29 protein-coding genes and 1 tRNA gene are annotated in these 21,321 nt (G+C 63.5%); 24 read left to right on the top strand and 6 right to left on the bottom strand.

Going from position 1 to position 21,321, the window contains the following annotated elements; translation table 11 throughout:
• Nucleotides 1–68: 68 nt before the first annotated feature.
• The 11 genes from tyrS (at nucleotide 69) to ACQS5P_RS04375 (ending at nucleotide 8,273) form a co-directional block, all read left to right on the top strand.
• Nucleotides 69–1,280, top strand: a complete 1,212-nt coding sequence (gene tyrS / locus ACQS5P_RS04425) for a tyrosine--tRNA ligase (RefSeq protein ID WP_428939696.1) — start codon at nucleotides 69–71, stop codon at nucleotides 1,278–1,280.
• Nucleotides 1,281–1,689: 409 nt separating this feature from the next.
• Nucleotides 1,690–1,761, top strand: a tRNA-Asn gene (locus tag ACQS5P_RS04420).
• Between the two features lie 137 nt (nucleotides 1,762–1,898).
• On the top strand, nucleotides 1,899–3,119 hold the full coding sequence (locus tag ACQS5P_RS04415; RefSeq protein ID WP_428939695.1) for a tyrosine-type recombinase/integrase: 1,221 nt from the start codon (nucleotides 1,899–1,901) through the stop codon (nucleotides 3,117–3,119).
• Nucleotides 3,120–3,238: 119 nt separating this feature from the next.
• Nucleotides 3,239–3,931 (top strand): hypothetical protein, encoded by a 693-nt coding sequence (locus ACQS5P_RS04410; RefSeq protein ID WP_428939694.1) that lies wholly within the window; start codon nucleotides 3,239–3,241, stop codon nucleotides 3,929–3,931.
• A gap of 76 nt (nucleotides 3,932–4,007) precedes the next feature.
• Nucleotides 4,008–4,337 carry a hypothetical protein gene (locus ACQS5P_RS04405; protein WP_428939693.1) on the top strand — a complete coding sequence of 110 codons (330 nt, stop codon included), beginning with the start codon at nucleotides 4,008–4,010 and terminating at the stop codon, nucleotides 4,335–4,337.
• A 47-nt stretch (nucleotides 4,338–4,384) separates the two neighbouring features.
• Nucleotides 4,385–4,852, top strand: coding sequence for a hypothetical protein (locus ACQS5P_RS04400; RefSeq protein ID WP_428939692.1), 468 nt, complete (start codon nucleotides 4,385–4,387; stop codon nucleotides 4,850–4,852).
• A 125-nt stretch (nucleotides 4,853–4,977) separates the two neighbouring features.
• The gene (locus ACQS5P_RS04395; protein ID WP_428939691.1) at nucleotides 4,978–6,180 is read left to right on the top strand and encodes an AAA family ATPase; all 1,203 of its coding nucleotides are present in this window, start codon (nucleotides 4,978–4,980) and stop codon (nucleotides 6,178–6,180) included.
• Nucleotides 6,155–6,493 carry a hypothetical protein gene (locus tag ACQS5P_RS04390; RefSeq protein ID WP_428939690.1) on the top strand — a complete coding sequence of 113 codons (339 nt, stop codon included), beginning with the start codon at nucleotides 6,155–6,157 and terminating at the stop codon, nucleotides 6,491–6,493. The genes ACQS5P_RS04395 and ACQS5P_RS04390 overlap by 26 nt, the downstream gene beginning before the upstream one ends.
• Nucleotides 6,490–6,975: a hypothetical protein gene (locus ACQS5P_RS04385; protein WP_428939689.1), complete on the top strand. Its 486-nt coding sequence runs from the start codon at nucleotides 6,490–6,492 to the stop codon at nucleotides 6,973–6,975. The genes ACQS5P_RS04390 and ACQS5P_RS04385 overlap by 4 nt, the downstream gene beginning before the upstream one ends.
• 158 nt (nucleotides 6,976–7,133) lie before the next feature.
• Entirely contained in the window at nucleotides 7,134–7,709 is a 576-nt protein-coding gene (locus ACQS5P_RS04380; RefSeq protein ID WP_428939688.1) for a hypothetical protein, read from the top strand.
• 330 nt (nucleotides 7,710–8,039) lie between these two features.
• On the top strand, nucleotides 8,040–8,273 hold the full coding sequence (locus tag ACQS5P_RS04375) for a hypothetical protein (RefSeq protein WP_428938857.1): 234 nt from the start codon (nucleotides 8,040–8,042) through the stop codon (nucleotides 8,271–8,273).
• Between the two features lie 53 nt (nucleotides 8,274–8,326).
• Here the strand turns inward: ACQS5P_RS04375 and ACQS5P_RS04370 are convergent, their stop codons facing one another.
• Nucleotides 8,327–8,791 carry a hypothetical protein gene (locus ACQS5P_RS04370; RefSeq protein ID WP_428939687.1) on the bottom strand — a complete coding sequence of 155 codons (465 nt, stop codon included), beginning with the start codon at nucleotides 8,789–8,791 and terminating at the stop codon, nucleotides 8,327–8,329.
• Here ACQS5P_RS04370 and ACQS5P_RS04365 point away from each other — a divergent pair.
• The 10 genes from ACQS5P_RS04365 to ACQS5P_RS04320 all read left to right on the top strand — a co-directional run bounded on the left by ACQS5P_RS04365 (nucleotide 8,790) and on the right by ACQS5P_RS04320 (nucleotide 14,664).
• Nucleotides 8,790–8,981: a hypothetical protein gene (locus ACQS5P_RS04365; RefSeq protein WP_428939686.1), complete on the top strand. Its 192-nt coding sequence runs from the start codon at nucleotides 8,790–8,792 to the stop codon at nucleotides 8,979–8,981. The genes ACQS5P_RS04370 and ACQS5P_RS04365 overlap by 2 nt on opposite strands.
• Nucleotide 8,982: 1 nt before the next feature.
• The gene (locus ACQS5P_RS04360; protein ID WP_428939685.1) at nucleotides 8,983–9,360 is read left to right on the top strand and encodes a hypothetical protein; all 378 of its coding nucleotides are present in this window, start codon (nucleotides 8,983–8,985) and stop codon (nucleotides 9,358–9,360) included.
• 30 nt (nucleotides 9,361–9,390) lie between these two features.
• Nucleotides 9,391–9,975 (top strand): HK97 family phage prohead protease, encoded by a 585-nt coding sequence (locus ACQS5P_RS04355; RefSeq protein ID WP_428938854.1) that lies wholly within the window; start codon nucleotides 9,391–9,393, stop codon nucleotides 9,973–9,975.
• Entirely contained in the window at nucleotides 9,972–10,226 is a 255-nt protein-coding gene (locus ACQS5P_RS04350; protein ID WP_428938853.1) for a hypothetical protein, read from the top strand. Before ACQS5P_RS04355 ends, ACQS5P_RS04350 begins: the two co-directional genes overlap by 4 nt.
• Nucleotides 10,227–10,420: 194 nt before the next feature.
• Nucleotides 10,421–11,047 (top strand): hypothetical protein, encoded by a 627-nt coding sequence (locus tag ACQS5P_RS04345; RefSeq protein ID WP_428938852.1) that lies wholly within the window; start codon nucleotides 10,421–10,423, stop codon nucleotides 11,045–11,047.
• A 22-nt stretch (nucleotides 11,048–11,069) separates the two neighbouring features.
• Nucleotides 11,070–11,501, top strand: a complete 432-nt coding sequence (locus ACQS5P_RS04340; RefSeq protein WP_428939684.1) for a phage terminase small subunit P27 family — start codon at nucleotides 11,070–11,072, stop codon at nucleotides 11,499–11,501.
• A gap of 142 nt (nucleotides 11,502–11,643) precedes the next feature.
• Entirely contained in the window at nucleotides 11,644–13,353 is a 1,710-nt protein-coding gene (locus ACQS5P_RS04335) for a phage tail tape measure protein (protein ID WP_428939683.1), read from the top strand.
• A 10-nt stretch (nucleotides 13,354–13,363) separates the two neighbouring features.
• On the top strand, nucleotides 13,364–13,621 hold the full coding sequence (locus ACQS5P_RS04330) for a hypothetical protein (RefSeq protein WP_428939682.1): 258 nt from the start codon (nucleotides 13,364–13,366) through the stop codon (nucleotides 13,619–13,621).
• Nucleotides 13,622–13,802: 181 nt separating this feature from the next.
• Complete coding sequence (locus ACQS5P_RS04325; protein WP_428939681.1) at nucleotides 13,803–14,144, top strand: hypothetical protein; 342 nt, start codon at nucleotides 13,803–13,805, stop codon at nucleotides 14,142–14,144.
• Between the two features lie 103 nt (nucleotides 14,145–14,247).
• Complete coding sequence (locus tag ACQS5P_RS04320) at nucleotides 14,248–14,664, top strand: helix-turn-helix domain-containing protein (RefSeq protein ID WP_428939680.1); 417 nt, start codon at nucleotides 14,248–14,250, stop codon at nucleotides 14,662–14,664.
• Nucleotides 14,665–14,757: 93 nt separating this feature from the next.
• Here the strand turns inward: ACQS5P_RS04320 and ACQS5P_RS04315 are convergent, their stop codons facing one another.
• From ACQS5P_RS04315 to ACQS5P_RS04305, 3 genes are read right to left on the bottom strand one after another with little or no spacing between them, the layout of a single operon-like run.
• Nucleotides 14,758–15,015: a hypothetical protein gene (locus ACQS5P_RS04315; RefSeq protein WP_428939679.1), complete on the bottom strand. Its 258-nt coding sequence runs from the start codon at nucleotides 15,013–15,015 to the stop codon at nucleotides 14,758–14,760.
• A gap of 44 nt (nucleotides 15,016–15,059) precedes the next feature.
• Nucleotides 15,060–15,323 (bottom strand): hypothetical protein, encoded by a 264-nt coding sequence (locus tag ACQS5P_RS04310; protein ID WP_428939678.1) that lies wholly within the window; start codon nucleotides 15,321–15,323, stop codon nucleotides 15,060–15,062.
• 10 nt (nucleotides 15,324–15,333) lie between these two features.
• A complete protein-coding gene (locus tag ACQS5P_RS04305; RefSeq protein ID WP_428939677.1) occupies nucleotides 15,334–15,696 on the bottom strand; it encodes a helix-turn-helix domain-containing protein in 363 nt (120 codons plus the stop codon).
• Here ACQS5P_RS04305 and ACQS5P_RS04300 point away from each other — a divergent pair.
• The 3 genes from ACQS5P_RS04300 to ACQS5P_RS04290 all read left to right on the top strand — a co-directional run bounded on the left by ACQS5P_RS04300 (nucleotide 15,671) and on the right by ACQS5P_RS04290 (nucleotide 17,690).
• On the top strand, nucleotides 15,671–16,192 hold the full coding sequence (locus ACQS5P_RS04300) for a hypothetical protein (RefSeq protein WP_428939676.1): 522 nt from the start codon (nucleotides 15,671–15,673) through the stop codon (nucleotides 16,190–16,192). The two genes, ACQS5P_RS04305 and ACQS5P_RS04300, sit on opposite strands and share 26 nt — an antisense overlap.
• A gap of 88 nt (nucleotides 16,193–16,280) precedes the next feature.
• On the top strand, nucleotides 16,281–16,877 hold the full coding sequence (locus ACQS5P_RS04295) for a hypothetical protein (protein ID WP_428939675.1): 597 nt from the start codon (nucleotides 16,281–16,283) through the stop codon (nucleotides 16,875–16,877).
• A gap of 3 nt (nucleotides 16,878–16,880) precedes the next feature.
• Complete coding sequence (locus ACQS5P_RS04290) at nucleotides 16,881–17,690, top strand: hypothetical protein (protein ID WP_428939674.1); 810 nt, start codon at nucleotides 16,881–16,883, stop codon at nucleotides 17,688–17,690.
• Nucleotides 17,691–18,353: 663 nt separating this feature from the next.
• Here ACQS5P_RS04290 and ACQS5P_RS04285 read toward each other — a convergent pair.
• Both ACQS5P_RS04285 and ACQS5P_RS04280 read right to left on the bottom strand, forming a co-directional pair.
• The gene (locus ACQS5P_RS04285; protein WP_428939673.1) at nucleotides 18,354–20,015 is read right to left on the bottom strand and encodes a GmrSD restriction endonuclease domain-containing protein; all 1,662 of its coding nucleotides are present in this window, start codon (nucleotides 20,013–20,015) and stop codon (nucleotides 18,354–18,356) included.
• A gap of 506 nt (nucleotides 20,016–20,521) precedes the next feature.
• Nucleotides 20,522–21,295, bottom strand: a complete 774-nt coding sequence (locus ACQS5P_RS04280) for a class I SAM-dependent methyltransferase (RefSeq protein ID WP_428939672.1) — start codon at nucleotides 21,293–21,295, stop codon at nucleotides 20,522–20,524.
• Between the last annotated feature and the right edge of the window lie 26 nt (nucleotides 21,296–21,321).

Genomic DNA, 21,321 nt, shown 5'->3' with positions numbered 1-21,321 from the left:
CGAGTCGCCGGCCCCTACAATCCGGCGACTTGCACCACGGTTGTGCCAGTGTCAGCAGGATCCGATTCATGGCCCCCTCGATCGACGAACAACTCCGCATCCTCTCGCGAAGGTGTGAGAGGATCCTCACCGAACAGGATCTTCGGCGAAAGCTCGCTCGCTCGGCCGAAACCGGCAAGCCGCTGCGCATCAAGCTCGGCATGGACCCCACGGCCCCGGATGTGACCCTCGGGCACGCCGTGCCGCTTTCGGTTATCCGGCAGTTCCAGGAGTGGGGACACAAGGCGGTGCTGATCATCGGCGACTACACCGCGCGAATCGGCGATCCAACCGGACGCAACAAGACTCGCCCGGTGCTCTCCGGCGAGGAGATCGACCGCAACGCCCAGACCTATGTCGCCCAGGTCGGCAAGATCCTACTGACCGATCCGCAGCATCTGGAGGTCCGCTGGAACGGTGAATGGCTGGCGAAAATGAACCTCATGGATGTGATCAAGCTCGCCAGCCGCGCCACTGTCGCACAGATGCTCACACGCGAGGACTTTGCCAAACGGTTCCACGAGGGCGGCGAGATCCGCCTGCACGAAATCCTCTATCCCCTGATGCAGGGATGGGACAGCGTGATGATCCAGGCCGATGTGGAGCTGGGCGGCAGCGATCAGCTTTTCAACAACCTCGTCGGGCGCGAGCTTCAGAAGGAGCTGGGGCAGGATCCGCAGGTGGTGATCGTCACGCCGCTGCTGGTCGGCACCGACGGAACCAAAAAGATGAGCAAGTCGGCCGGGAACTACATCGCCGTGACCGATCCGCCAGGCGGACCCAACGGCATGTTCGGCAAGATCATGTCCCTGCCCGACCACGTCATGGAAATGTACTACACCCTGCTGACCGACGTGCCCGTCGAGCAGTTCCGAAAGCTCATCGCCGAAAACCCACGCGACGCCAAAATCGCCCTGGCCAAATACATCGTCACACGCTTCCACAGCCGCGAAGCAGCCGAACAGGCCGAGCAGGAGTTCATTCGTACCACCCACGGCGGGGTGCCGGACCAGATACCGGAGATCAAGCTCGATTCGCCCTCCAGCAAGCTGGCGCCGCTGCTGGTCAGAGCCGGGCTGGTGGCCTCCAACAGCGAAGGCATCCGAAAGATCCGGGAAGGCGCCGTTCGCATCGACGGGCAGAAGGTGACAGATTTCCAGAAGGAATGGCATTTCGACAAGCCGGTTATCGTGCAATTGGGCAATCGCAAGTTCGCCAGGCTCGTCCCGCAGACATCCTGAGCCTTGGCCGGCCCCCAACCGCACCGTATCCGGGCAACCTGCGGCTGCCCCGAGGCACTTCTGGCCAAAGAGGTCCTGAATATGGTCAATGGCGAGGGCAGTTCCGCCGGTGTGCCAGGCCGACTCGTTGTGCTGGCGATAGTGGGTATGGCGATTGTGCTGGCGTTGGTGGCGGTGCGTTATCGCAAGCTCCCGCCACGCGTGTCGCCACCGGCTGCCACCGCGGCCTCGACGACCGCTCCGTCCGACCCGCCCGCCGGCCCGGCCCTCGTTCCCGCGCCTGGCCCGACCCCTGCCAACGCGCCGCCCGGCTCGTCTTAAGCCCTGCGGAGGCATCCAACTGCCGCTTGACACAACTCGACTGGCCGATACAGTTACACAAGCGACCCGCTTGCTGGCGGGATCCGTTTCGGCAGTAGCTCAATGGTAGAGCAGCCGGCTGTTAACCGGCTGGTTGCAGGTTCGAGTCCTGCCTGCCGAGCTTCACATAAGTCACGCCGGACGCTGAGTTAAGCGTACCTTCCCAACGTAGGGATGCGCGGCCGAAGTTACCCGGAAATCCGGTAGTCTACCGGCGCAAATGTAGACCGCCGGATAGACCCCTTCGGAGGCATCCCCATGCCCGATCCCACCCGAATTCCCGCCTACCGGCATCACAAAGCATCCGGTCAGGCGGTCGTCACGTTGGAAGGCAGAGACATCTACCTCGGTACATATAAGAGCGCGGCGAGCCGGGCTGAGTACAACCGGCTGATTGCCGAGTGGCTGGCCGCGGGCCGGCGGCTGCCGACCGATCCCGCCAGCGTCACCGTGGCCGAGGTCGCGGCGGCGTTTCGCCAGCACGCCCGCACCTACTACCGCAGACCCGACGGCACGCCCACCAGCGAAGTACGCAACTTCGACGTGGCGCTTCGCCCGCTGCTCAAGCTCTACGGCAGGACGCCGGCGGCGGAGTTCGACGCCGTCCGCCTCAAAGCCGTCCGCCAGGCGATGATCGACGCGGGCTGGACGCGCAGGAGCATCAACAAGAACACCAATCGCATCAGGCAGGTGTTCAAATGGGCTGCGGAAAACAAGCTGGCCCCTGCCAGCGTTTTCCACGAGCTTCAGGTTGTGGCCGGACTGAAGGCGGGGCGCAGCGAGGCCCGGGAAGCCGATTCGGTCAAGCCGGTGCCGATTGAGTATGTTGAGGCGGTGCTGCCTTACGTTTCCCGCCAGGTGGCGGCGATGATCCGACTTCAGCTTTTGACCGGCATGAGGCCGGGCGAGGTTTGCTCGATGCGCGCCTGCGACATCGACACCACCGGGGCGCTATGGGTCTACCGCCCGTCGAGACACAAGACCCTGCATCACGGGCATCAACGGGAAATCTACCTTGGCCCGCGCGCCCAGGAGATCGTCAAACCATTTCTTCGCCCTGGCCTTGGCGAGTACCTGTTCTCGCCGGCGGACGCCGAGCGGGAGCGGCGCGAGGCGATGCACGCGGCGCGGCGCACGCCAGCAAGCTGCGGCAACGTGCCGGGCAGCAATCGCAAGCTCAACCCGCGCAAGAAGCCGGGCGCCTGCTACACGCCGATGAGCTATCACCGCGCCGTGCGCGAGGGCTGCGACAAGGCCGACGCGCACGCCCGCGCACAGATGGACCTCGCCGTCGAGCAGCGAGTGATTCCGCGATGGAACCCGCATCGACTGCGCCACAACGCCGCGACCGAGCTTCGCAAGAACTACGGCCTGGAGGCGGCCCAGGTGATCCTTGGGCATAAGACGTTGACTGTTACCCAGGTCTACGCCGAGAAGAATGTCGAGCAGGCTAAGCGCATCATGGCGCAGGTCGGTTAGAATCCATCCATTAACGGGAAGGCCGGCTAGCTCCCGGCCAAGCGATTCGGGCCGTGGCGGTGTTCGTCACCTTTCGCGCCGCCCGGCCCGGATCGACCCGATCTGAAAGAAAGGTGACCATGCCCAATGACATGCCACAGTTCGCAGAAGCCCTTTACGAGTTTTCCCATTCCGCCGGCTGGATGCTGTCGCTGCAGCGGAGGCTTGATAAGGCAGCGGCGAGGATGATCCCCGCCCGCGACACGGATCGGCTTGTTGCGGAACTGGCCACGGACATCGAGCAGGCATGGCGGGAGGTGCAGGCCGCGCAGGAAGCGGTGAAGGCGGCGGCGGTGGCCCCGCCGATCCCGATTGCTGGCTTGGAGCCGGCCGTCTGGCTGCATGGAGTGCTGTGTGCCGTTGTGGAACTTGCGGAGCTGGTAGGCGGGCGCCTTGCGGCGGCGCGGCTGGGCTTGTCAACTGAGCAAGACGCCCGATGCGATGAGCTGCGGCGCGGGCTGGAGGCTCGCATCCGCGAGCTTCGCGAGATGTCGTCGGTTCCCGCGCGCGACCTGACCAGCTCCGCGATGATCGCGGCGGCGGACACAAGTCAGGACGAGGTCGCGCCGCAGTGCGTGACCCTGGATCAGGCCGCCGCGATCGTGAATCGGACCAAACGCACCCTGGAAAAGTATCTCGATCGGATGCCGGCGCCATTCGTTCGAGGCGGCGGCGGCAAGCCAAGCCTGTGGCGCTGGGATGATATTCGCCCCTGGCTTGAAAAGCAGTTTGTTCCGGATCTCCCGCGCCGGTTCCCGCGCAATGTCCGTTGACCAAACCTGACCAAACCTGACCGAACCTGACCGAACAGCACACCCAACCGGCCCCCCGGAAGATAAACGGGCGGGCATGATCGACATTTTTAGCGAACAGCTCGTCGAGTTGGGCGAAGCCCGAGCATACCCGGTCTTCTGCCGCGGCAACCGCCGCGCCTCAATCCAGAAAATGTACCGCTTGGCGCTGCACGGGGCGCGCGCCGCCAATGGCGCGCGAGTGCGGCTGGAGGTGGTCCGGACGCCGGGCGGCATCCGAACCTCTCGCGAGGCGATTCAGCGATTTATTGAGCGCCTGACCAACCCCGATCTGCCCCCCCCGGATCCGCCGGCGGTGCGGCAGTGCCAGTCGCAGCGCGCCGTCGAGGAGCTACAGGCGGCAGGCTTCGAGGTCGGGGGGCAATAAAAAAAGCCGGCCAGAGGGGGGGCTGGCCGGCGCGAACGAGAAACCAGATGCTACTCCATACTAACTTACCCCAGCAGAAAATCAACCGCGATCTCGCTGCCGATCGACGCGCGATTCGCCTGGCTGAACGCCGCGCCCGGGCTGAGCTGCGGCTGCTGACGAACATTGCACCGGCGGCGCGATGGGGAATGGCAATCGTGCGCGACCTCGGCATCACCGAAAAACATTTCGACCAAGACGACACGAGGGCACTCTTTGTCGCGCTCGAGGTCGGCGCGCAGCACCACGGCACCTGGGCGGGGATTGTTCGCCGTGCCGAGCTTTGCCGGGCCGCGCTCGGACACCTCGGCCTCTGGGACCCGACCGACACCCGCGCTGAACTGGGGCCGATGCGCTGGTCCCCCGAAAAGCTCGCGCGTCTGTTTTTCGCAGTTGATTTTGACGAGGGGCGACTGGCGCTTCGCGCGGCGGAGCTGATCGAGGCAGTCGAGGCCCAAAACCAAACGAGGCCATAATGCGAATTGATCCGCGATACCCCGAGGATGCCGCGTTTTTCCCGCGCGAGGAGATGCCGCCCGGCGACGGTCACCCGGCAGGACCTGGTGAAACCGAGCCGGAACCGGGACCAATTCTGCGGTGCATGGCCGAGGTCGCGCCGGAGAAGATACGCTGGCTTTGGCCTGGGCGGCTGCCGCTAGGGCGGATCAGCCTCATTGGAGGCAGGCCCGGCGAGGGGAAGAGTTTCCTGACCACGGACATTGCGGCCAGGGTAAGCACCGGGTCGCCGTGGCCGGACGGCAGCGGCAACGCGCCGCTAGGGTCAGTGATCCTTGTCGGCGCCGAGGACGATGCGGCGGACACGATCCGGCCCCGCCTCGATGCCCATCGGGCGGACGTGAATCGGATTCATTTGCTAGAAGGGGTACGGCTGGTCGGGCATGAAGGTGAACTGAATGAGGTCGCCTTCACTTTGCGCGACGCTGCGGCCCTAGAGGAGGCCTTGATTCGGGTGCCAGATTGTCAGCTCGTCGTCATCGATCCGATTGGCAGCTTTCTAGGGGGGGGCGTGGATTCTCATAAAGATGCCGAGGTGCGCGCGGTGCTGGCGCCGGTTGGGCGGCTGGCGGGGCAGTACGGTTGCGCCATTCTGATTGTCGCCCACTGGAGAAAAGGGCGGTCGGACGGCGCCGACGAGCGAATCTTGGGTTCCATCGGCTTTACCGGAATCGCGCGGACCGTCTGGCACCTGGCGCGCGATCCCCAAAACAAGGCGCGGCGGCTGCTGCTGCCAGGCAAAAACAACATCGCGCCGGAGGGCGGCGGGCTGGCCTTCACCATCGCCGGCGATCCGCCGGCGATCGACTGGGAGCGCGACCCGGTGGACATGAGCGCCGACGAGGCGCTGGCCGCGGCCGACGGCGACGACGAAGACCGCAAGCCCGGCCCGGAGCCGGAGGCGCTGAATTCGGCAAAGGGCTGGCTGGCGACGTTGCTGGCCGGCGGTGAAGTTGAGGCCGCCAGAGTGCGGGCGGAGACCGCCGCTGCGGGGTTGGCCTGGCGGACCGTTCAGCGAGCCGCGGACGCGATTGGGGTTATTCGCGAAAAAAACAGTTTCACTGGCGGCTGGCAATGGCGATTGCCCAAGCTTAGCACGCCCGAAGATGCCAGCCGAAGATGCCAAGTTCCCCAAGAACACGAGAACTTGGCATCTTGGCGCCTTCGTGAAAATCAACGGAAAAACGGCGGTTTTCTGTGCCAAGATCCCGAAGATGCCAAGTTCAACGAACCTGGCATCTTGGGCGAAACGAGGGGGGGCGATGAGTGCCGCACCAACCGCCAATAAAGAGATGAAACTCCACCCCGGCCCAACCCGTTCATCCCAAGCCAACCGCTTCTACTGGGCGGCGGTCGTAGCGTCCCTGGCCCGCCGGCTAATGATTGGTAAATCCGCCGCCCACGAGCTGCTCAAGGCCCGCTTCCTGGCCGAGCCGATCATCGACCCGCTGACCGGCGAGGTTGTCGGATCGCTGCCGCCCAAAAGCACGGCGAGCCTGAGCACCGCCGCCTTCGCCGAGTACGTGGGCCGGTGCAGCCGCTGGCTGCATGACCGCTTCGACATCGCGATCGAATCAACCGAAACCGGAGGACTACCGTGACTGAACTGACCGCCAACGAAACCGCCCCCGCCGACAAGCTCGCCGCTTTGGAGCGGGCGATCGACGCGCTGCCCATCGACGCGGCGCCCGACGCCTGGGCCGAGTTGCTGGAGCGGGTCGCCTTCGTCAAGGCCGCCGCCAGGCGCCTCGATGAGCGAATCAAGGCCAAACTGCTTGAGCGCGTTTCAAGCGGCGGGGATCTGCTCATCGGAACGGTTCGCTACTACGCCGGCATCGAAAAGCGCGTCGAGCCGCGGGACCGCGGCGCGGTGCTGGCCGCCGTGCTGGAGCTGGCCGGCGGGGACGTTGCCGCCGCGGCGCGGGATTTCCTGGCGGCGGGTGCCTTCAAGCACGGCTCTATCCGTCAGGCGGCCGGCGAAGATCGCTTCGCCGAGCTATTCGAAGTCGTCGAGCAGCAGGAGCTGAGGGAAGGCAGGCCGGCGAAAACATTGAAGGCGGTCGATACGAGGTTCAGCCGATGAGGATCCGCCTGACCTTCGCCCCCGTCGGCCCCGGCCCGCCGGCAGTCCAGCGCGTGCGGCGGCTGCTGAAGGCCGCGTTGCGGACTTATGGACTCAAATGTCTTGACGTGACTGAACTTTCAAACCCCCAAACGCCCGACAACGGGCAGGAGCAAGCAATGAACATCAAGCAGGCGTTTCCGAGCAAGTTTCTTAAGGCCGCGGACCTGGACGGCGATCGGGTGCTCACGATCAGGTCCGTCGCGATCGAGGACGTGGGCACCGACCGCACCGAGGAAAAGCCGGTCGTCAGTTTCCAGGAGATCGAGCAGCGGCTGGTGCTCAACCGCACCAACGCCGACACCATTGCCGACCTGTACGGGGCGGACACCGACGAGTGGGCCGGCCGGCAGATCATCTTGACCCCCAGCGAAACCGACTTCGCCGGCAAGCGAGTCCCCTGCATCCGCATTCGCACCCGCGCGCCCGGCGGCGCCACCGCGCCGGGCGACGGCGACATCCGCGCCGCCAAGGCGGAAGTGTGGGCGGCGTGGCGCAAGGCCAACCCGGGCGCCAGCGAGCAGGAGCTGGCCGAAAGCCTCAAGGCCGCGGCGCGAAAGTACCTGGGTCTGCCCATCGAGCTTTTCACCGCGTCGCAGCTCCGGCAGTTCGTGGCCGACGGGTTCGTCCGCAAGCCGGCGGAGCTACCCCTCGGCGACGAGCGGCACTTCAGCGAAGACGATATCCCGTTCTGATTCTCGGCCCGGTGAGGCGCAAATGACGTCTAAGCAGATGAAGCCAGAACGCCCCAAGTCGCGCCAGGTCGTGACGGCCGCAAGGCGAACCGGATTCCAGACCCGCCAGCTTCCGGCCTGTCCCCAATGCGGCGACTGGCACTGCCACGCCACCGGCGGAACCAAGCGCCGCGCGGACGCCTTGTACCAATATGTAACATGCACGACCTGCGGCTGCCGGTACACCATCCGCTGGCTGTATCCGCCGGGCGCTGCGCCCGGCGCAGCAAACTAGTCCGAAACTCGGACTGCCCTCAGAAACACGACCCGGCCCGGAACGTAAGATCCGTCATGGGAGCGCGCGACCTGGCATCACTGGCACATCTGGTGACCGTGCACGGCGTGAGCTTTCACGAGCTGCGTCACATCGCACATCGCGCCGGCGTGGCGCCGGCGCTGCGGCTGAACGGCGTCGAGTATTTCAGCCGCGAAGCGCAGAGACGAATCCTTCAAGCCGTTGCCGAACAACGCGCGAGGCAATTTCCATCGCCGGCCGCCAGCCGGCAGAAAGGTGATCTGCCGTGAACAAATCAGCCACACAAACAGCCCTGCCGCGATTGGATGTGATGGACGACCCGCTATATCGCGAGGCACACGAAAACCTGCAGCAGTTGAACCGCGAGCTTGCCGAAGCGCAAGCCCTGATCGGCCGTCTGGGCGACCAGCCACCGCGCGAACACCCCGACGCATTCAGGGCAATGGTCAAGGGGCTGACCGAGCAGGAGCAGCAAGCCGCCGCAGCGCCGACGGCGGGGCCTGAGCTGATTTACCTGAACGAGCAGCAGCGCGCGGAGCTGGGTCAGAGGCGCCGGAAGCTGGCCAAGGCCATCGAAATGCAGCGGCGGGTTCTGGAGGAGCGACGAACCCAGCTCAGCAAGCAGTTCTGCCAGCAGATCTTCCCTGCTCATCGCGACGCCGTGCGACGAGTCATCGCCTGCCTCGTTGAACTTTCCACGGCCTGCGAGGCCGAGCCGCCAGGTCCGCGAAATCCTGATCGATTCCGGCGCTGGTGTGATCGATCCGATTCGCGCAATCGGCCCCATGCCCGCATTCTGGGATCGAACCGACGATTATTCGACGATCAACCTGATCATCAAGGAGGCGCGCGAACACGGGTATCTGCCAAAGCTCACCGGCAACCAGGCCAGGGACACCAAAGCACTGGCCGAAGCCCTTCCGGCCGTCGAGGTCGCCCCGATCGACGACAACGAAAGCTGGACCGAAGTCCGCTGACATGCGAGCGAAAGCCATTCAACCCGAGCAAGCCATGAACAAGAGAACCTACGACCCGCTGCTGAAGGATTTCCGGTGGCACTCCACTGCCTGCGGCGACGAACGCGCCGACGCATGGGGCAACCCCAGCGCGTCAATGTGCGCGGAATTCGACGCCGCCTGCGAGCAACACCGCCGCCAGTGCCTTGCGGCAATGAGTGACAAAGAACGAACCAGCTACGATGCGTTCATGCTTCGGCTTCGCACCTGCACCGACGGCGAGTATCGCCGAATCGTCCGCGAAGCGCCCGTGCCGAAGCGATGGCCCTTTGCAACCGGCAGCAAGCCCAACCGCGACAGGATCGCTGTGCGCCTGCGAATGGCCGGGTCGAAGCTGTGAGGCGCGACGCGCATCGAGGAGACACCGGACATGCCGAGCGAACTCAGGTTTGGCCACGAACTGCGGGTGGCCGACGGCGCGGGTGCTGGCGACGGCCTGCCGCGCATCACCGGGTATGCCGCAGTCTTCAATTCGCTGTCGGAAGACCTGGACGGATTCCGTGAAAAGATTCTGCCCGGCGCGTTCGCGCAGATCGTGGCCGGCAACGATGAAGTGCTCGCCCTGATGCACCACAGCACACAGCTTATCCTCGGCCGGCGGAGCAAGGGAACGCTCAGCATCCGGGAAGACCGCCGCGGCCTGAGCGTGGAGATCATTCCACCGAACACGTCCGTCGGCAGAGATGCGGTGGAGAGCGTGCGGCGAGGCGACATCGACGGCATGAGCTTCCGCTTCCGCAACGCCGAAGATACCTGGACTCGGGCAGGCGGCGAAACGATCCGGACCATTCACCGCATCGGCCAGCTTCTGGAAGTTACGCTCACGCCAATCCCCGCCTACCCGACCACCTCGGCGCGGATCGGCAGCGAGAGCGGCAGACGAGACCTGGTCACGCCCAATCGTGACATGCTGGCGATCAGGCTTCGCCTGGCCGGACTGCGAGGCGCAGCATGAGGCAGCCGACAACTATTCGCGCCATCGTGCCGATCAACAGCGCCGGACTGCTGCTCCATCGTCTGGAATTCCACGCCGCCGTCCGACTCATCAGCCGATTCAAACGGGGAACGATCGAGCTGTGGACCCTGGAGGTCGAGCCGGGCCACGTACCAGCATCCTGGCACGAGCAGATCATAACGCTCGTACCCGACAGCCGGGGGCCGGGCCTGCAATTCCAGTGGCTGCAGCCGCCATCGGAGGCCCAGTGACGCCACGCAATTCCACCAGAACGGCTTGCAGGGGGGAGGGTGGTCACAATCTCTGCAGCAAGCCGGCAGGGGACCGTGCCCGCAGGCGCGCACATTTTTCCGCGAAATTGACACCGGGGGTCGAAACCCGGCACCCCGGGACGCGGCAATGGGCGGACCAAGCCCCGCTGCTGGACGCCGCGACGGTGCCACTGATGCCCGGGGAAGGGCCGGACGTGCTGGTACTGGAAGCGGAGATGGACTCCGGCATCATCCCGCACGTTGACGCCGACGCAAGGCTTGAGGTTGATGGCCAGGTTCAGGAATTCCATGACGTCCGCAAAGCGAAGCTGGCGGCTGAACACCTGGGACGCATCCCGTCGGCCAGCCAGGTCTATCACCTGGTCACTTCCGGGCGGTACGCGCTGTGGAATGTGGTGGAGGGCGTGCTTGATCTGGCCGGCCCCGCTCGCATCGTCGAGCTGTACGTCGCGACGCTGGGCTTCAGCAAGGACAACATTGCCGCCATGTGCCAACTGCTGGACGAGGGCCGGATCGGGGCGCTGACGCTGGTCTGTTCGCACTATTTCAAGGGCACGTCCGGCAGCATCTACGACTACGCCGCGACGGAGCTTGCCGCCCGCGCCCAGCGGTTCGTTTCCGTCCGCAATCACGCCAAGGCACTGGCGATTGCCCTGAGTGACGGCCGCACGGTAACCGTTATCTCCAGCGCCAATCTGCGAAGCTGCAAGAACATTGAGGTCATGCTCGTCACCGGCGACCCGGCCGCATACCGCTTTCACAGCGGATGGATTGGAGGGCTGTTGCATGCGCGGACGTAAGCCGTCGCCGATCAGTTTGCGGATGCTGCAGAAGCAGAGCTCGCCGGCGTACCAGTGGCGCGAGCCATGGCCAATACCAGCGGCGCCCACCTGCCCGGCGCACCTCAAGGGCGAGGCCCGCCGCGAGTGGAAACGAATCGTGCCGGAGTTGCGGAAGCTGGGCCTGCTGACCCGCATCGATCGCGCAGCGCTGGCCGCGTACTGCCAGGCCTGGGGCCGGTGGGTGGAGGCGGAGGCCAAGCTGCAGGAAACGGGCGTCGTGATCCGCACCAAGCAGGGCAACGTGATCCACAATCCCTACCTGGGCGTCGCCAACACGGCGATGAAGCTCATCCACAAATTCCTGACCGAGTTCGGGCTGACGCCGGTGAGCCGAACTCGCGTGCATCTTGCTCCGGCGCCCAGGCCTGAGCCGCGAGAAGAAGGCTTGCCGTCGCTGAGGATCGCAGAATGAGATCCACGGTTCAGGCAACGCACGATGGCGTTCAACCTGAGCGAGTCCTGCACCAAGGTCGCCGTGATGGCAAACTGCCATAGCCAGGCTGTGCGCCGCACTCGCCACATGCGACGGGGCGGATGGCCAAGCGCCCCGGCGAGTGACGCCGACCCATTTCGTCGCCGAGCGCGAGGCGCGCCGCCAGCGGATCGCCGACGCACAGCTCGAAGCCTTCGGGGCGCGCATGGAGGCCGAGCGGGCGCGGCCCGTGTGCTTCTCCACCCAGAACCGCCTGGGCGGGATGCTCGGCGGCGCCGTGGTGGGCGCAGCGGTCATCCACAAGCTCACCCAGGGGATTCAGCAGTACGGCCTGACGCTGGAGCGCGCCAGCGCCCAGAACGTCGAGTTCGAGGAGACGATGACGCCGCTGCTGAGCCTGGGCAACAACCTGGCCAACGCCCCGGCATTCAAGCGCAACTTCCTGGCCGAAAGTCTGTCGCGCGGAATCCCCGTCGGCCAGCTCGCCTCGGCGCGTTTCAATTTCCTCTCAGGCGCCGGCAACCTGCCCAAGAACATTCAGAGTCAGATCTGGCAACAGGCGATGCTGCTCACGCAAGTCAAGGGCGGCAACATCGAGGAGAACGTCAATGCCCTGGTCAAGCTCCAGCAGGTCTTCGGCGGCTCGTTCCGGTCGGTCAAGCAGATGGCCAGCACGCTGGCGTTCACCGAGGCCGAAGGCACGATCAACATGTCCGAGTTGGCGACTTATGCGCCAGACGTGTTCCCCACCTTCAAAACCGGCGGGTATGGATTCGAGGACTTCGCCGCGGCGCTGCAGGTGACCACCCAGCGGCTGGGCCGCAACGAGCCGACCCTGCGGCAGCTTCGCAGCCTGCCGATGCGGATGCTCAAGGCGCAGGACGTGCTGGGCTTCAAATTCCAAAGCAGCAGCTTCGGCGGGAGGCTGGGCGAGATCCGCTCGCGCCTCCAGGGCATGGGCCGCGACCAGCAATTGTCGGCGATCAGCCAGATCTTTGAGGCCGAGGGCGCGGTTGTCGCCGCCACGCTGCTGGAGAACCTCGGGCAGTTCCAGCAGTCGCGCCAGCGCGTCGCCGGCGTCGGCGAGAACTTCCTGATGGGCCGGGCGATTCAGCGCGGCACCGACCCGGCGTATTCGATGGCGATGCTGAGCCGATCCGCAGGCATCCTGCGCGAGAACATCGGCGCCGAATTGGCGCAGGATCCCGAGGCGCTGAAAAAGGCCACGCTGTGGGAGCTGACCCGCACCGGCGCCGAGCTGACGCTGCGAAAAGAGCAGCCCTGGCTGACCGATGAGCAGATCCGCCGCCAGGCCGCCGGCGAGATGGGGCTGTATGGGGCCCGGAACCGCTACGCCGCCCTCAGCCTCAACAAAATCACCGACGCGGCGCTTCAGTCGGCCGGGCCGGACATGGCCTCGCGCGAAGCGCTGATCTGGCAAAACTACATGCAGCGGATCCAGCTCGGGATGGTCAAGGACGCCGACGCCAGCAATATGAACCAGCAGGACGTCCAGGAGCTGGCCAGGGCCTGGCAGGCCGGCTATCGATTCAGTCCCGAGTCGCTGGCCGAGTACCACCGGCTCCAGGCGGCGGACCCCACCGGCAGGGCCGCGGCGGGCTGGATGGCGCGGCAGCGGCGCTGGGCGCCGGCGCGATTCGATCGCGTGGCCGAGCCGGACGCCGCGGCACTGCCCGCCGGCGGGGATCTGGTCGAAGGCGCCAGAAAGATGGCCGAGGCCGCGCAGCACTTCCTGACGTTCGCGCAGGCGAATTCCGGCCCGGCCCCGGCGGCGCCGTCGCAGCCCGCCGGCCCGGCCGGCACGCCCTGAGGAAGACCCGATGCACGACAACCCCGAGGCGGTCGCCGAGCTGATCGACACCCTTCACCTGCTGGCCGGGGCGCTGGATCATCGCCGCCAGGCGATCGAGGGCGGCCAGCTCGCCCCCGACGAGGCGCAGTCGCAGCAGCAGATCGACGGGCTTGAGAAACTGGGGATGGCGATCGGCGCGGTGCTCGACGGAATCCACGAGCTGCGGGGCACGCTGCTGTTGCGGCGCGAGGCGATCGCCCGGGCAGGTGCGCAGTTGCCGGCGTGAAGGGCGAACCAGCCTGTGCCTTTTCTCTAACCACAAGTCCAGCAATCCGATAGCTGAACGTTTTTTCTTCCTTGCAGGATTGCATAAGATCGCATAAAGTACCGGAAGCGATCGGTCGATAACCGGGGATGACTACATGGTATTGCCACGGAAGAGTGTGACGGCACGACACCGAGTGGCGGTGAAGTACTTGAAGAAGGCTGCCGACGAGGCGAAGTCGTTCCTCTCGCCCGTGCAATACGCTGCCCTTGTAGAAGACGTCAAGAACCTGAGTGATTGGCCAGACGGCCCGCGAATCCAGTTGCTGGACATCGTGTCGATCGATCAATTCAGGGAGCTTAGGGAGAAGGGTGGCATCTATGGTAAGATCAATGTCCGCGTCTATTTCGCTTACCTGCCAAAGAGCCGGGCAATCTATGTCCTCGGTGCGTACAAAAAGGAGGCTGAGCACCAGACGCCGAGGCATATTGTCGCGACGATGCGGAATCGACTGAGGCGGCTGAAGGATGAGCTTGGGGAATAGAGCCTCGGTCCGCTAGAAGGTTGTAAACGGAGGAAGCATGATGAATACGACAATTGACCGGCCGCGCCACGAAGGGCCGAATCACCCTGAAGTGCGCGAGTTCATGCGGATCATCAAGCAACTCCCAGCAGAACAGTTCAACGATTTGCAGGAACTGCTCACGCTGTACCGGCAGTCGCATGACGATCGGGAGCGCGCAGAAATCGAACAGGCGATCAAAGAACTGGTCTCCGATGGACGCTTGACGGAGACTGTCGATCCGACCAAAGAGATAACCGCACAGGTCAGACAGAAGCTGCGGCTCTACCAGGCCAAAGTCGGCACGGCGATTCGCCGGCGACGCGAATCGATGAATCTGACCCAGGCCGAGTTGGCCAGGAAGACAGGCATTCCACAAAGTCACATCAGTAGACTGGAGAAGGGTTTGCACCGTGCGACGTGGAGGACGATGCGACGCATCGCCAAGGCACTGCGCACCAGGGCCAATCAGCTGGATCCTGGATTTGATCACGATGATTGAAACGACCGGCGCCGAAGCCCGATTCCCGCTGACAGTGTGGAGCAGGAGCGATTCTGTCCGGCTGGGGGTATCAGCAGGGGGTTGGCCGGGCAATCAATCCATCTGCGCCCGGCGAAGGTAATCATCCAGTCGCCGCGCCGGCGCCGGATCGCCACTGACGCTGAGCACCAGCCGCCGCAGCCCCGCCACACGCTGCACGGCGGTCTTATACAGCCGGTTAAAGCTCTGCCGGGTGATGCCCATCAACGCCCCCGCCTGGCGGTCGGAGATGCGCGGCTGATCCAGCCGCAGCAGGTAGGCCCGCCTCTGCTGTGGAGTCAGGCCGAGCAGATCCCGATCCTTGCGGCTCATGATCGCGGATTACTTCAGAAGATCCTGCGACTCGACGCGCACCGTCAATCGAGAATGACCTTACGCAGGTAGTCGTCCAGCCGCTGCGCGGCTTCGGCTTCGTCGAAAACGCCGCTCTGAACCATCGTTCGCCGGACCTGCTCGATGCGGCGCAGGGCCGTTTTATAGAGGCGGTTGAAGCTCTGCCCGGTGATGCCCAGCAGCTCGCTGGCCTCGCGACCGGCGATGGTCGGCTCATTGAGCCGCAGCACGCAGGCGCGGCGCTGCATTTCAGTGAGCCAGAGTAATTCGGCGCTGTGGCCGACCATCGTGCGCCGGTCATTTCAGCAGGTCCTGCGGCTTGCATTTCAAGGCGCGGCAGATCGCGTCCAACGTGGCCAGGGTGATGTTCGCCTTCCTGCCAGATTCGATATCCCACCACCGTTGACGGTTCGGCATGCGGGCGAGCTTGGCCGCCTGCTCCATGCTCAGCCCGCGCTGCTGGCGAAGTTCGCGAAGTTTGTCCAGGTCAAGGGCGATGCGACTTTCATCGGCAAGAACGGATTTCATGCTTGACATCGTACGCCCAAAGGCGGACACTATCAACCCTGTCACCGCCTGCCCGACAATGGCCGGCGTCGGCTGCTGCGGCGGGCACATTTCAAAGGAGGCCGCCATGATGACCGCGGAAATCACGGTCACCGAAATGCACCAGAAACGCCCCAGGTGCCCCGCCTTTGCGGAAGTCGGGATGCTGGCGATGAACCTTCGCGAACGCCGCGAGGAGGGCATCATCACCGACGCGGACCGGGAAGCCGCCACTATCTGTTACGCCGGCGGAGATCGGGAACGCATCGCCTGGGCAGACGTGGCCCTGCTGGGCGTTCGCCCAAGCCCCCGGCGATGCCGGCTGGATGCGCGCACGGTCGAAGCGGCCCTGCAACAGGCCGGCAGCGGGTTTTCCGCCGTACAGGGGGCCGCCCTGAAGCTGGTGGCGCTGCTTCAAACGGTGCACGATGAGCTGGAGCGCGCCGCTACTTCGGCGGTGGAACGCCGCGAGGATCTGGAGCGGGCAGCGGCCCACATCCGCGACGCCCAGGGCATTCTGGTCGGGGCATTCGTCCTGGGCGCGTACCTTCCCGGCAACGGCACGGGCGCGGACCTGACCCTGGCGGACGCGCTGGATCAAGAGGAGTAACCCCTACCCCAGTACGACGAAACCTTCACTTTCACGCGGCGCGGGCTGGGCGAACTTGGCCCGCGCTGCTTATAACTGCATCTGATCCATGGGCAGCACGTCGGAGCTGATCATCCTGACCGCGATCGTGCTGGCCGGCGCTGCTGTGGCCTGGGCCTGCTGGCGGGGCCGAAAGGCGATGACAACGCGATCGGGATCTCGTACGATAGCATTCAGTCGCGCAGCCAACGGCCATAAGGAGGATCCCATGATGAGGAACCGACGCGATTGGACACTCGTGGCAATCGCCGCAGCCCCGGATCACTGCCTCACGCCGGTTCAGCTGCAGAAGTCGCTCTTTATCTTTGGCGATCGCCTTCCGCAGCTCGTCGGGGAGAAGTACTATCGATTCCGCCCCTACAACTATGGGCCGTTTTCTGCAGAGGTGTATCATGACGCCGAGGAACTGGCAGCCGATGGCTTGTTGAGCATCGAGTCGGTTCCCGGACAAAGGTGGCCGCAGTATTGCGCCACGGCCGCCGGCATCGAGTGCGCGCGTATCGCGAGTGCAGCCATGCCGGCAGAGGTCCATCAATACCTAAAGGAGCTGGTGGGGTGGGCAAAGAGTCTGCGATTCCGCGACCTCCTTGAGGCCGTTTACAGCACGTATCCTGAGTATGCGGTGAACAGTGTCTTTCGGGGGTGACACGTGACCCTTATTGTTGGCATCAAGTGCTCCAACGGAATTGTTGTTGGCGCGGATGGAGCCGCGTCGCTCGGCGTAATGGGGCAAATGACGGCACTTCAACCCGTCAAGAAGCTCGCCATCATTCAAAGTAAGATCATCCTTGGTGTCTCAGGGCCCATTGGCCTTTTCCAGCGCATCCAGGGAATCGTCCCGTCATTTCCGCATCTGACCGGCCGCAGCAAAACGGAAGTGATGGGTGATCTACGCAAGGCCATTTGGAAGGATATTTTGCAGTTGGAATTCGAGGCTGCAACCCTGACGAGCAAGGTGATTGGCCCAGCCGCCAATCTAAGCTGCGTCTGTAGCGCGATGTTCGCCTTGCCCGTCAAAAACAATGAGTTGGCTCTCATACACCTCGACCAGAATGCGTCGCCTGAGGCCGCCAGCGATGATCTTCCGTTCGCCGCGATCGGGAGTGGTCAGCCTCTGGCAGACCCTTTTTTGGCATTCATTCGTCGAATCTTCTGGCCAGGCCGGTTACCGAATCTGGCCGAGGGCGAGTTCGCGATCTGGTGGACGCTTCACCATGCGATCAAAACAGCTCCGGGCGGGATTGCGGAGCCGAAACAAATGGCCGTTCTTCAGATCGACGCCGGGAAGGTCATCGCTCGCGAACTATCGTCCGCCGAAATGCAGGAACACGAGGAAGCTGTTGGAAATGCGGAGCGACACTTGAGCGAATTCCAGAAGCATCCGTCACCGCTGATGACTCCCGTCGTCCCAGCGCCACCCGCAGCTGCCGCCGCCGAACCGACAATCGCACCAACATAAAACGAAGCAGTAAACCGCGAGGGAAAATGCAACTGTCCGCCAGTCGCATCGCAGCATGCGGAAACAAACGCCCACAGGCGCATCGCCCTCCGACCCAAGGCCTGACTTGGCCTTCACTAGCCCGCTCCCCGGCGGGCCTTTTTTCTGCTCCGTTGCCGATGCCACGGACGTAGACGTATCCGGTAAACTACCCGAACTACAAGCGTAGATACCGTGATTTCCTAGGAAACTATGAGAAAGTTTGAGAAGGCTTGAGAATGCCCCCGGACGTGCTAAAATGCCTGCGTTTTCCGAGTGATTTCGCGCTTTTCGGCGTGGTTTTTCCTGTGCCTGTTAACCGGCTGGTTGCAGGTTCGAGTCCTGCCTGCCGAGCTTAGCGGGTTTTCTCGAAAGAAAAGGCCCGTTTTTTGCGCGGTTACCCCATCCCGTCCCCGCGCTGCTCAAGCCCTAAATCGCGTCCCGCAAAGGCTTACGGCGATTCTCCCGACCCCGCCCGCGCTCTCGGTTCGTATGCGTGACGTTCGGGGTGCGAGCGCAACCGGTGGGGTTGGGCCCGGTGTCCGCGATAAATGCCCCTCAAACCTCTCGCGCTCTCTCGTAAACAACCTCCGTCGGTTCATCATGCAAACGCTGCGCTTCGGGGGGGCCAAGTTATGGTGTGTCTCAAAGGTCGCGTCGGAACAGGCGCGTTCCTGCCTCGTCTTCCAAAGCTTGGCAGATCAAATCGGTTCGCTCCTTCATAAACCGCATAAAGCCCTTACGGGCGTCGCGCATCCAGATTCCGCTTTGATCATGCACTGGAATCAGGTGCCTGGACATCTTTTGCTTGAAATGGGTCCCATCCCGCTTCACCTCTCCGAGGTAAGACCGTGGCCTTCGCATTCCGATGGATTGATTCTCCTCGGCCGTAAGCAAGCAGATGTTGCAGATACTGTTGTAGAGCTTGGCATGGACGCCCAGCTTCGCCAAGACTGCGCGAGGGAAAATGTGATGGCGATCTTTGCGGTTGGCGCTGGTCGAGTAGCGGTCGAGCGGAATCTCGTTGAGCCCGTCATCTTGGATACTCACAGGCTTTCGCCGTAACATCATGCAATAGCACGCGGCCGCGATTCCGGTTCGCGAAGCGTACTGTGCCTTGCGGACGTCGATCTTCTCTGTCTCGGGCTTGTAGGTGAACCGCGCGCGTTGATTCTGCGCTAATCGCTTATAGAACCTGAGGTCGTCTGGCAAGCATCGCAGGAAATTGGTTCCCGAGTACCGGCTGCCGACAGCAGTCGCCCAAAACCATTTACGAATCTGGTTGCGCTGCTTCGGGCTGGGGCCTCGTCCATTCCAATAGAAGAAGGCCGCCAATATTGAAACCATGTAGTCCGAGTAAAGGTAATCGCGGCTCAACACCCTAAAATTCTGGCGGAGATAGTCTACGGCCTTGCCGAAGCAGACTCCCAGCCGCGACCAGTCATTCGACAGGGTCTTCCGCAGGCGGGTGTTGTGACGAGCTTCACGTTCCAAACCTTGGATAACCTGCCGTAGTGCCCGGCCACGGGCCTCGGTCCCGCCGCGAACAGCAGCCATCGCGAAGAGAATCGGCATCTCGGAAATCTGGCCGAAACTGTCGTCGAGGTGCTGCCGCACTTCGTGGCGGATGTCGCGCAGGTCCAAGTCCTCGGCTTGGGTGAAAATCGCGTCCGCCGTCGTGATCTTCATTCCTTGCGTGTTGATCCGCAGGAAGCTCTCACGAATCTGCTGGATTGGTGCTTGCACGAACATCAAGTGCATCGGATATCTCAGGACCTGGTCTCGGCATTTACGCACACGTTCCTTCGCACGCGGCCCAAGATGGCTTAGGCGGGTTCGCCAGTTTGGGTGAAGAATCTCAGTGAGCGATTCATACCGGCCTTGCTGCGGTCTTCGGTACCTGATCTGCTGTCCATCATCCTCCTTTTCCAGGGAAAGCACGACGCGACTGAAGTCCACAGCCTTGCCTCGCGCGTTCCGCAGGGTGTTGCCCTCATGGACGCGATACACGACGGAGATGCGCTGTTGGCCGTCAATGAGGAACCACACCTTGCTGTTGCGAGGGTTGAACGGCGGCAGAACATGGTACTTCTGCCGCAAGTAGAGCCGCTGGCTTCGTGGCGTTTCCCAGATCATGACCACGCCGATGGGCATGTGCGACAGCATGCTGTCAAACAGCTTGGCGGCCTTCGGGCCATCCCAGACGAACTCCCGCTGCAATTTCGGGATGGCAAAACGACCCTGGTCGATACACTTGATGACCTGCGACAATCGCATCGCATGGATTTGAATGGTCTTTCGGCTCATGTCCCGCGCTCTTCACAGGGCTGTTCAATGCAGATCGAACCCATTGATTGAAACGTCTTGGGGTACCGCTGTCCAGCGCGCGGTCAGTGCAGATAGGGGCCGACGTGGCGGGGGAACTGTCTGGCGCATGTCAAGGGAAAAATGGAAGGATGTGTCGAGAAAAATGTCGATCGCACGCGAGGAAAAATGCGCGGTTCAGTGATTGCCGGGCGGTCGTGTTGCCGATAGCATCTGGTGAGTACGGTACGGTCTGCGGTGTTCGTGATTGGAGAGTAAGATTTTGGCTAACCGATAAGCTACCCTTGGGGCCAATCGCTCGCGCGGCGCATGCCCGCAAAAGACGGGAAGCAAAGCGACGAGGCAGACGGGAGAACCCTCCTGATCGATTGTCACCCACCTGTATTAAAGGGTTAGACTGAACCGCTCTCACACGGCAATTGTGGATTGGCCGTCACTTTGAAGCACGGCTTTCGGGCTGTGCTTTTTTCATGCGCTCGTGGGGGAAGTCAGTCGCGGAACTCGGCGGTGAGCGGTCTTATCCGATACAGGCGGATCTTTCGCTGTCGCCCGGGAAGCGGCTGCTGTAGATATTGCAGATCCCAGCCGCGGGCGGTGATCCAGTCAAGGAACAGGTCGCCGGTCTGGCGTCCTGGCTCGCCGAGCAGCACAACTCCGTGTGGCCGAAGGTGGTGGCGGAAGAACTGCTGAAGATGTGGCCACTGCGCGCGGTCATAGAGCACGTCAGCGCCGAGGATCAGATCAAACCGCTGATCCAGCCGATCGGTTCGCCAATCAAGCCGGCGGGTGCGCGCGTGCGGATGCCAGGGCAGCGTGTTGAGCCGCGCAAAAAGCAGCGCATCAGGCTCCAGATCCGCCAGCAGCACCCGCGCCCCCATCGCCGCGGCGACCATCCCGGCAAAGCCCATTCCGCAACCCAGATCCAGTACCATTTTGCGATGGTTGGTTCTCGATCGGCGAGCGGGCCTCTGCGAAGGCGAATCACTGCTCACCAATCGCAGATCGTTCCAAGTCGTCAGATGCTCTGCCAGGCCGAGGGCGCTGTCCCACAGCTCGGCCCAATAGGGCAGATGCAGTTGATCGTCAGGTGAGTGTTGTCCGGTGAGCCTGTGACGAAGATCCTCGGCGTGGACGATCCGTTCGAGCACGGTATCGGGATCGGCGATGCGCGTGAAGTTCAGCAGCAGGGGCCCGACGCGGTGCGTTTCAGTGACGGTCTGAAACCCGCGACGGTGGATCCGCGCCAGAAGTCCAAGGCGCATCGCGTGCAGTTTCGAGGGCGGCAGCG

The organism is Fontivita pretiosa, from assembly GCF_050410795.1.
In the GTDB taxonomy this organism is placed as follows: domain Bacteria; phylum Planctomycetota; class Phycisphaerae; order Tepidisphaerales; family Tepidisphaeraceae; genus Fontivita; species Fontivita pretiosa.
This window is presented reverse-complemented; position numbering and strand designations above follow the sequence as displayed.

Bases quoted from the DNA above. Each gene is read 5' to 3' on its own strand.
- tyrS (WP_428939696.1), top strand. From the start codon at position 69: ATGGCCCCCTCGATCGACGAACAACTCCGCATCCTCTCGCGAAGGTGT.
- ACQS5P_RS04415 (WP_428939695.1), top strand. From the start codon at position 1,899: ATGCCCGATCCCACCCGAATTCCCGCCTACCGGCATCACAAAGCATCC.
- ACQS5P_RS04410 (WP_428939694.1), top strand. From the start codon at position 3,239: ATGCCCAATGACATGCCACAGTTCGCAGAAGCCCTTTACGAGTTTTCC.
- ACQS5P_RS04405 (WP_428939693.1), top strand. From the start codon at position 4,008: ATGATCGACATTTTTAGCGAACAGCTCGTCGAGTTGGGCGAAGCCCGA.
- ACQS5P_RS04400 (WP_428939692.1), top strand. From the start codon at position 4,385: ATGCTACTCCATACTAACTTACCCCAGCAGAAAATCAACCGCGATCTC.
- ACQS5P_RS04395 (WP_428939691.1), top strand. From the start codon at position 4,978: ATGGCCGAGGTCGCGCCGGAGAAGATACGCTGGCTTTGGCCTGGGCGG.
- ACQS5P_RS04390 (WP_428939690.1), top strand. From the start codon at position 6,155: ATGAGTGCCGCACCAACCGCCAATAAAGAGATGAAACTCCACCCCGGC.
- ACQS5P_RS04380 (WP_428939688.1), top strand. From the start codon at position 7,134: ATGAACATCAAGCAGGCGTTTCCGAGCAAGTTTCTTAAGGCCGCGGAC.
- ACQS5P_RS04375 (WP_428938857.1), top strand. From the start codon at position 8,040: ATGGGAGCGCGCGACCTGGCATCACTGGCACATCTGGTGACCGTGCAC.
- ACQS5P_RS04365 (WP_428939686.1), top strand. From the start codon at position 8,790: ATGCCCGCATTCTGGGATCGAACCGACGATTATTCGACGATCAACCTG.
- ACQS5P_RS04370 (WP_428939687.1), bottom strand. From the start codon at position 8,791: ATGGGGCCGATTGCGCGAATCGGATCGATCACACCAGCGCCGGAATCG.
- ACQS5P_RS04360 (WP_428939685.1), top strand. From the start codon at position 8,983: ATGCGAGCGAAAGCCATTCAACCCGAGCAAGCCATGAACAAGAGAACC.
- ACQS5P_RS04355 (WP_428938854.1), top strand. From the start codon at position 9,391: ATGCCGAGCGAACTCAGGTTTGGCCACGAACTGCGGGTGGCCGACGGC.
- ACQS5P_RS04350 (WP_428938853.1), top strand. From the start codon at position 9,972: ATGAGGCAGCCGACAACTATTCGCGCCATCGTGCCGATCAACAGCGCC.
- ACQS5P_RS04345 (WP_428938852.1), top strand. From the start codon at position 10,421: ATGCCCGGGGAAGGGCCGGACGTGCTGGTACTGGAAGCGGAGATGGAC.
- ACQS5P_RS04340 (WP_428939684.1), top strand. From the start codon at position 11,070: ATGCTGCAGAAGCAGAGCTCGCCGGCGTACCAGTGGCGCGAGCCATGG.
- ACQS5P_RS04330 (WP_428939682.1), top strand. From the start codon at position 13,364: ATGCACGACAACCCCGAGGCGGTCGCCGAGCTGATCGACACCCTTCAC.
- ACQS5P_RS04320 (WP_428939680.1), top strand. From the start codon at position 14,248: ATGCGGATCATCAAGCAACTCCCAGCAGAACAGTTCAACGATTTGCAG.
- ACQS5P_RS04315 (WP_428939679.1), bottom strand. From the start codon at position 15,015: ATGAGCCGCAAGGATCGGGATCTGCTCGGCCTGACTCCACAGCAGAGG.
- ACQS5P_RS04310 (WP_428939678.1), bottom strand. From the start codon at position 15,323: ATGGTCGGCCACAGCGCCGAATTACTCTGGCTCACTGAAATGCAGCGC.
- ACQS5P_RS04300 (WP_428939676.1), top strand. From the start codon at position 15,671: ATGATGACCGCGGAAATCACGGTCACCGAAATGCACCAGAAACGCCCC.
- ACQS5P_RS04295 (WP_428939675.1), top strand. From the start codon at position 16,281: ATGGGCAGCACGTCGGAGCTGATCATCCTGACCGCGATCGTGCTGGCC.
- ACQS5P_RS04285 (WP_428939673.1), bottom strand. From the start codon at position 20,015: ATGAGCCGAAAGACCATTCAAATCCATGCGATGCGATTGTCGCAGGTC.
- ACQS5P_RS04280 (WP_428939672.1), bottom strand. From the start codon at position 21,295: ATGCGCCTTGGACTTCTGGCGCGGATCCACCGTCGCGGGTTTCAGACC.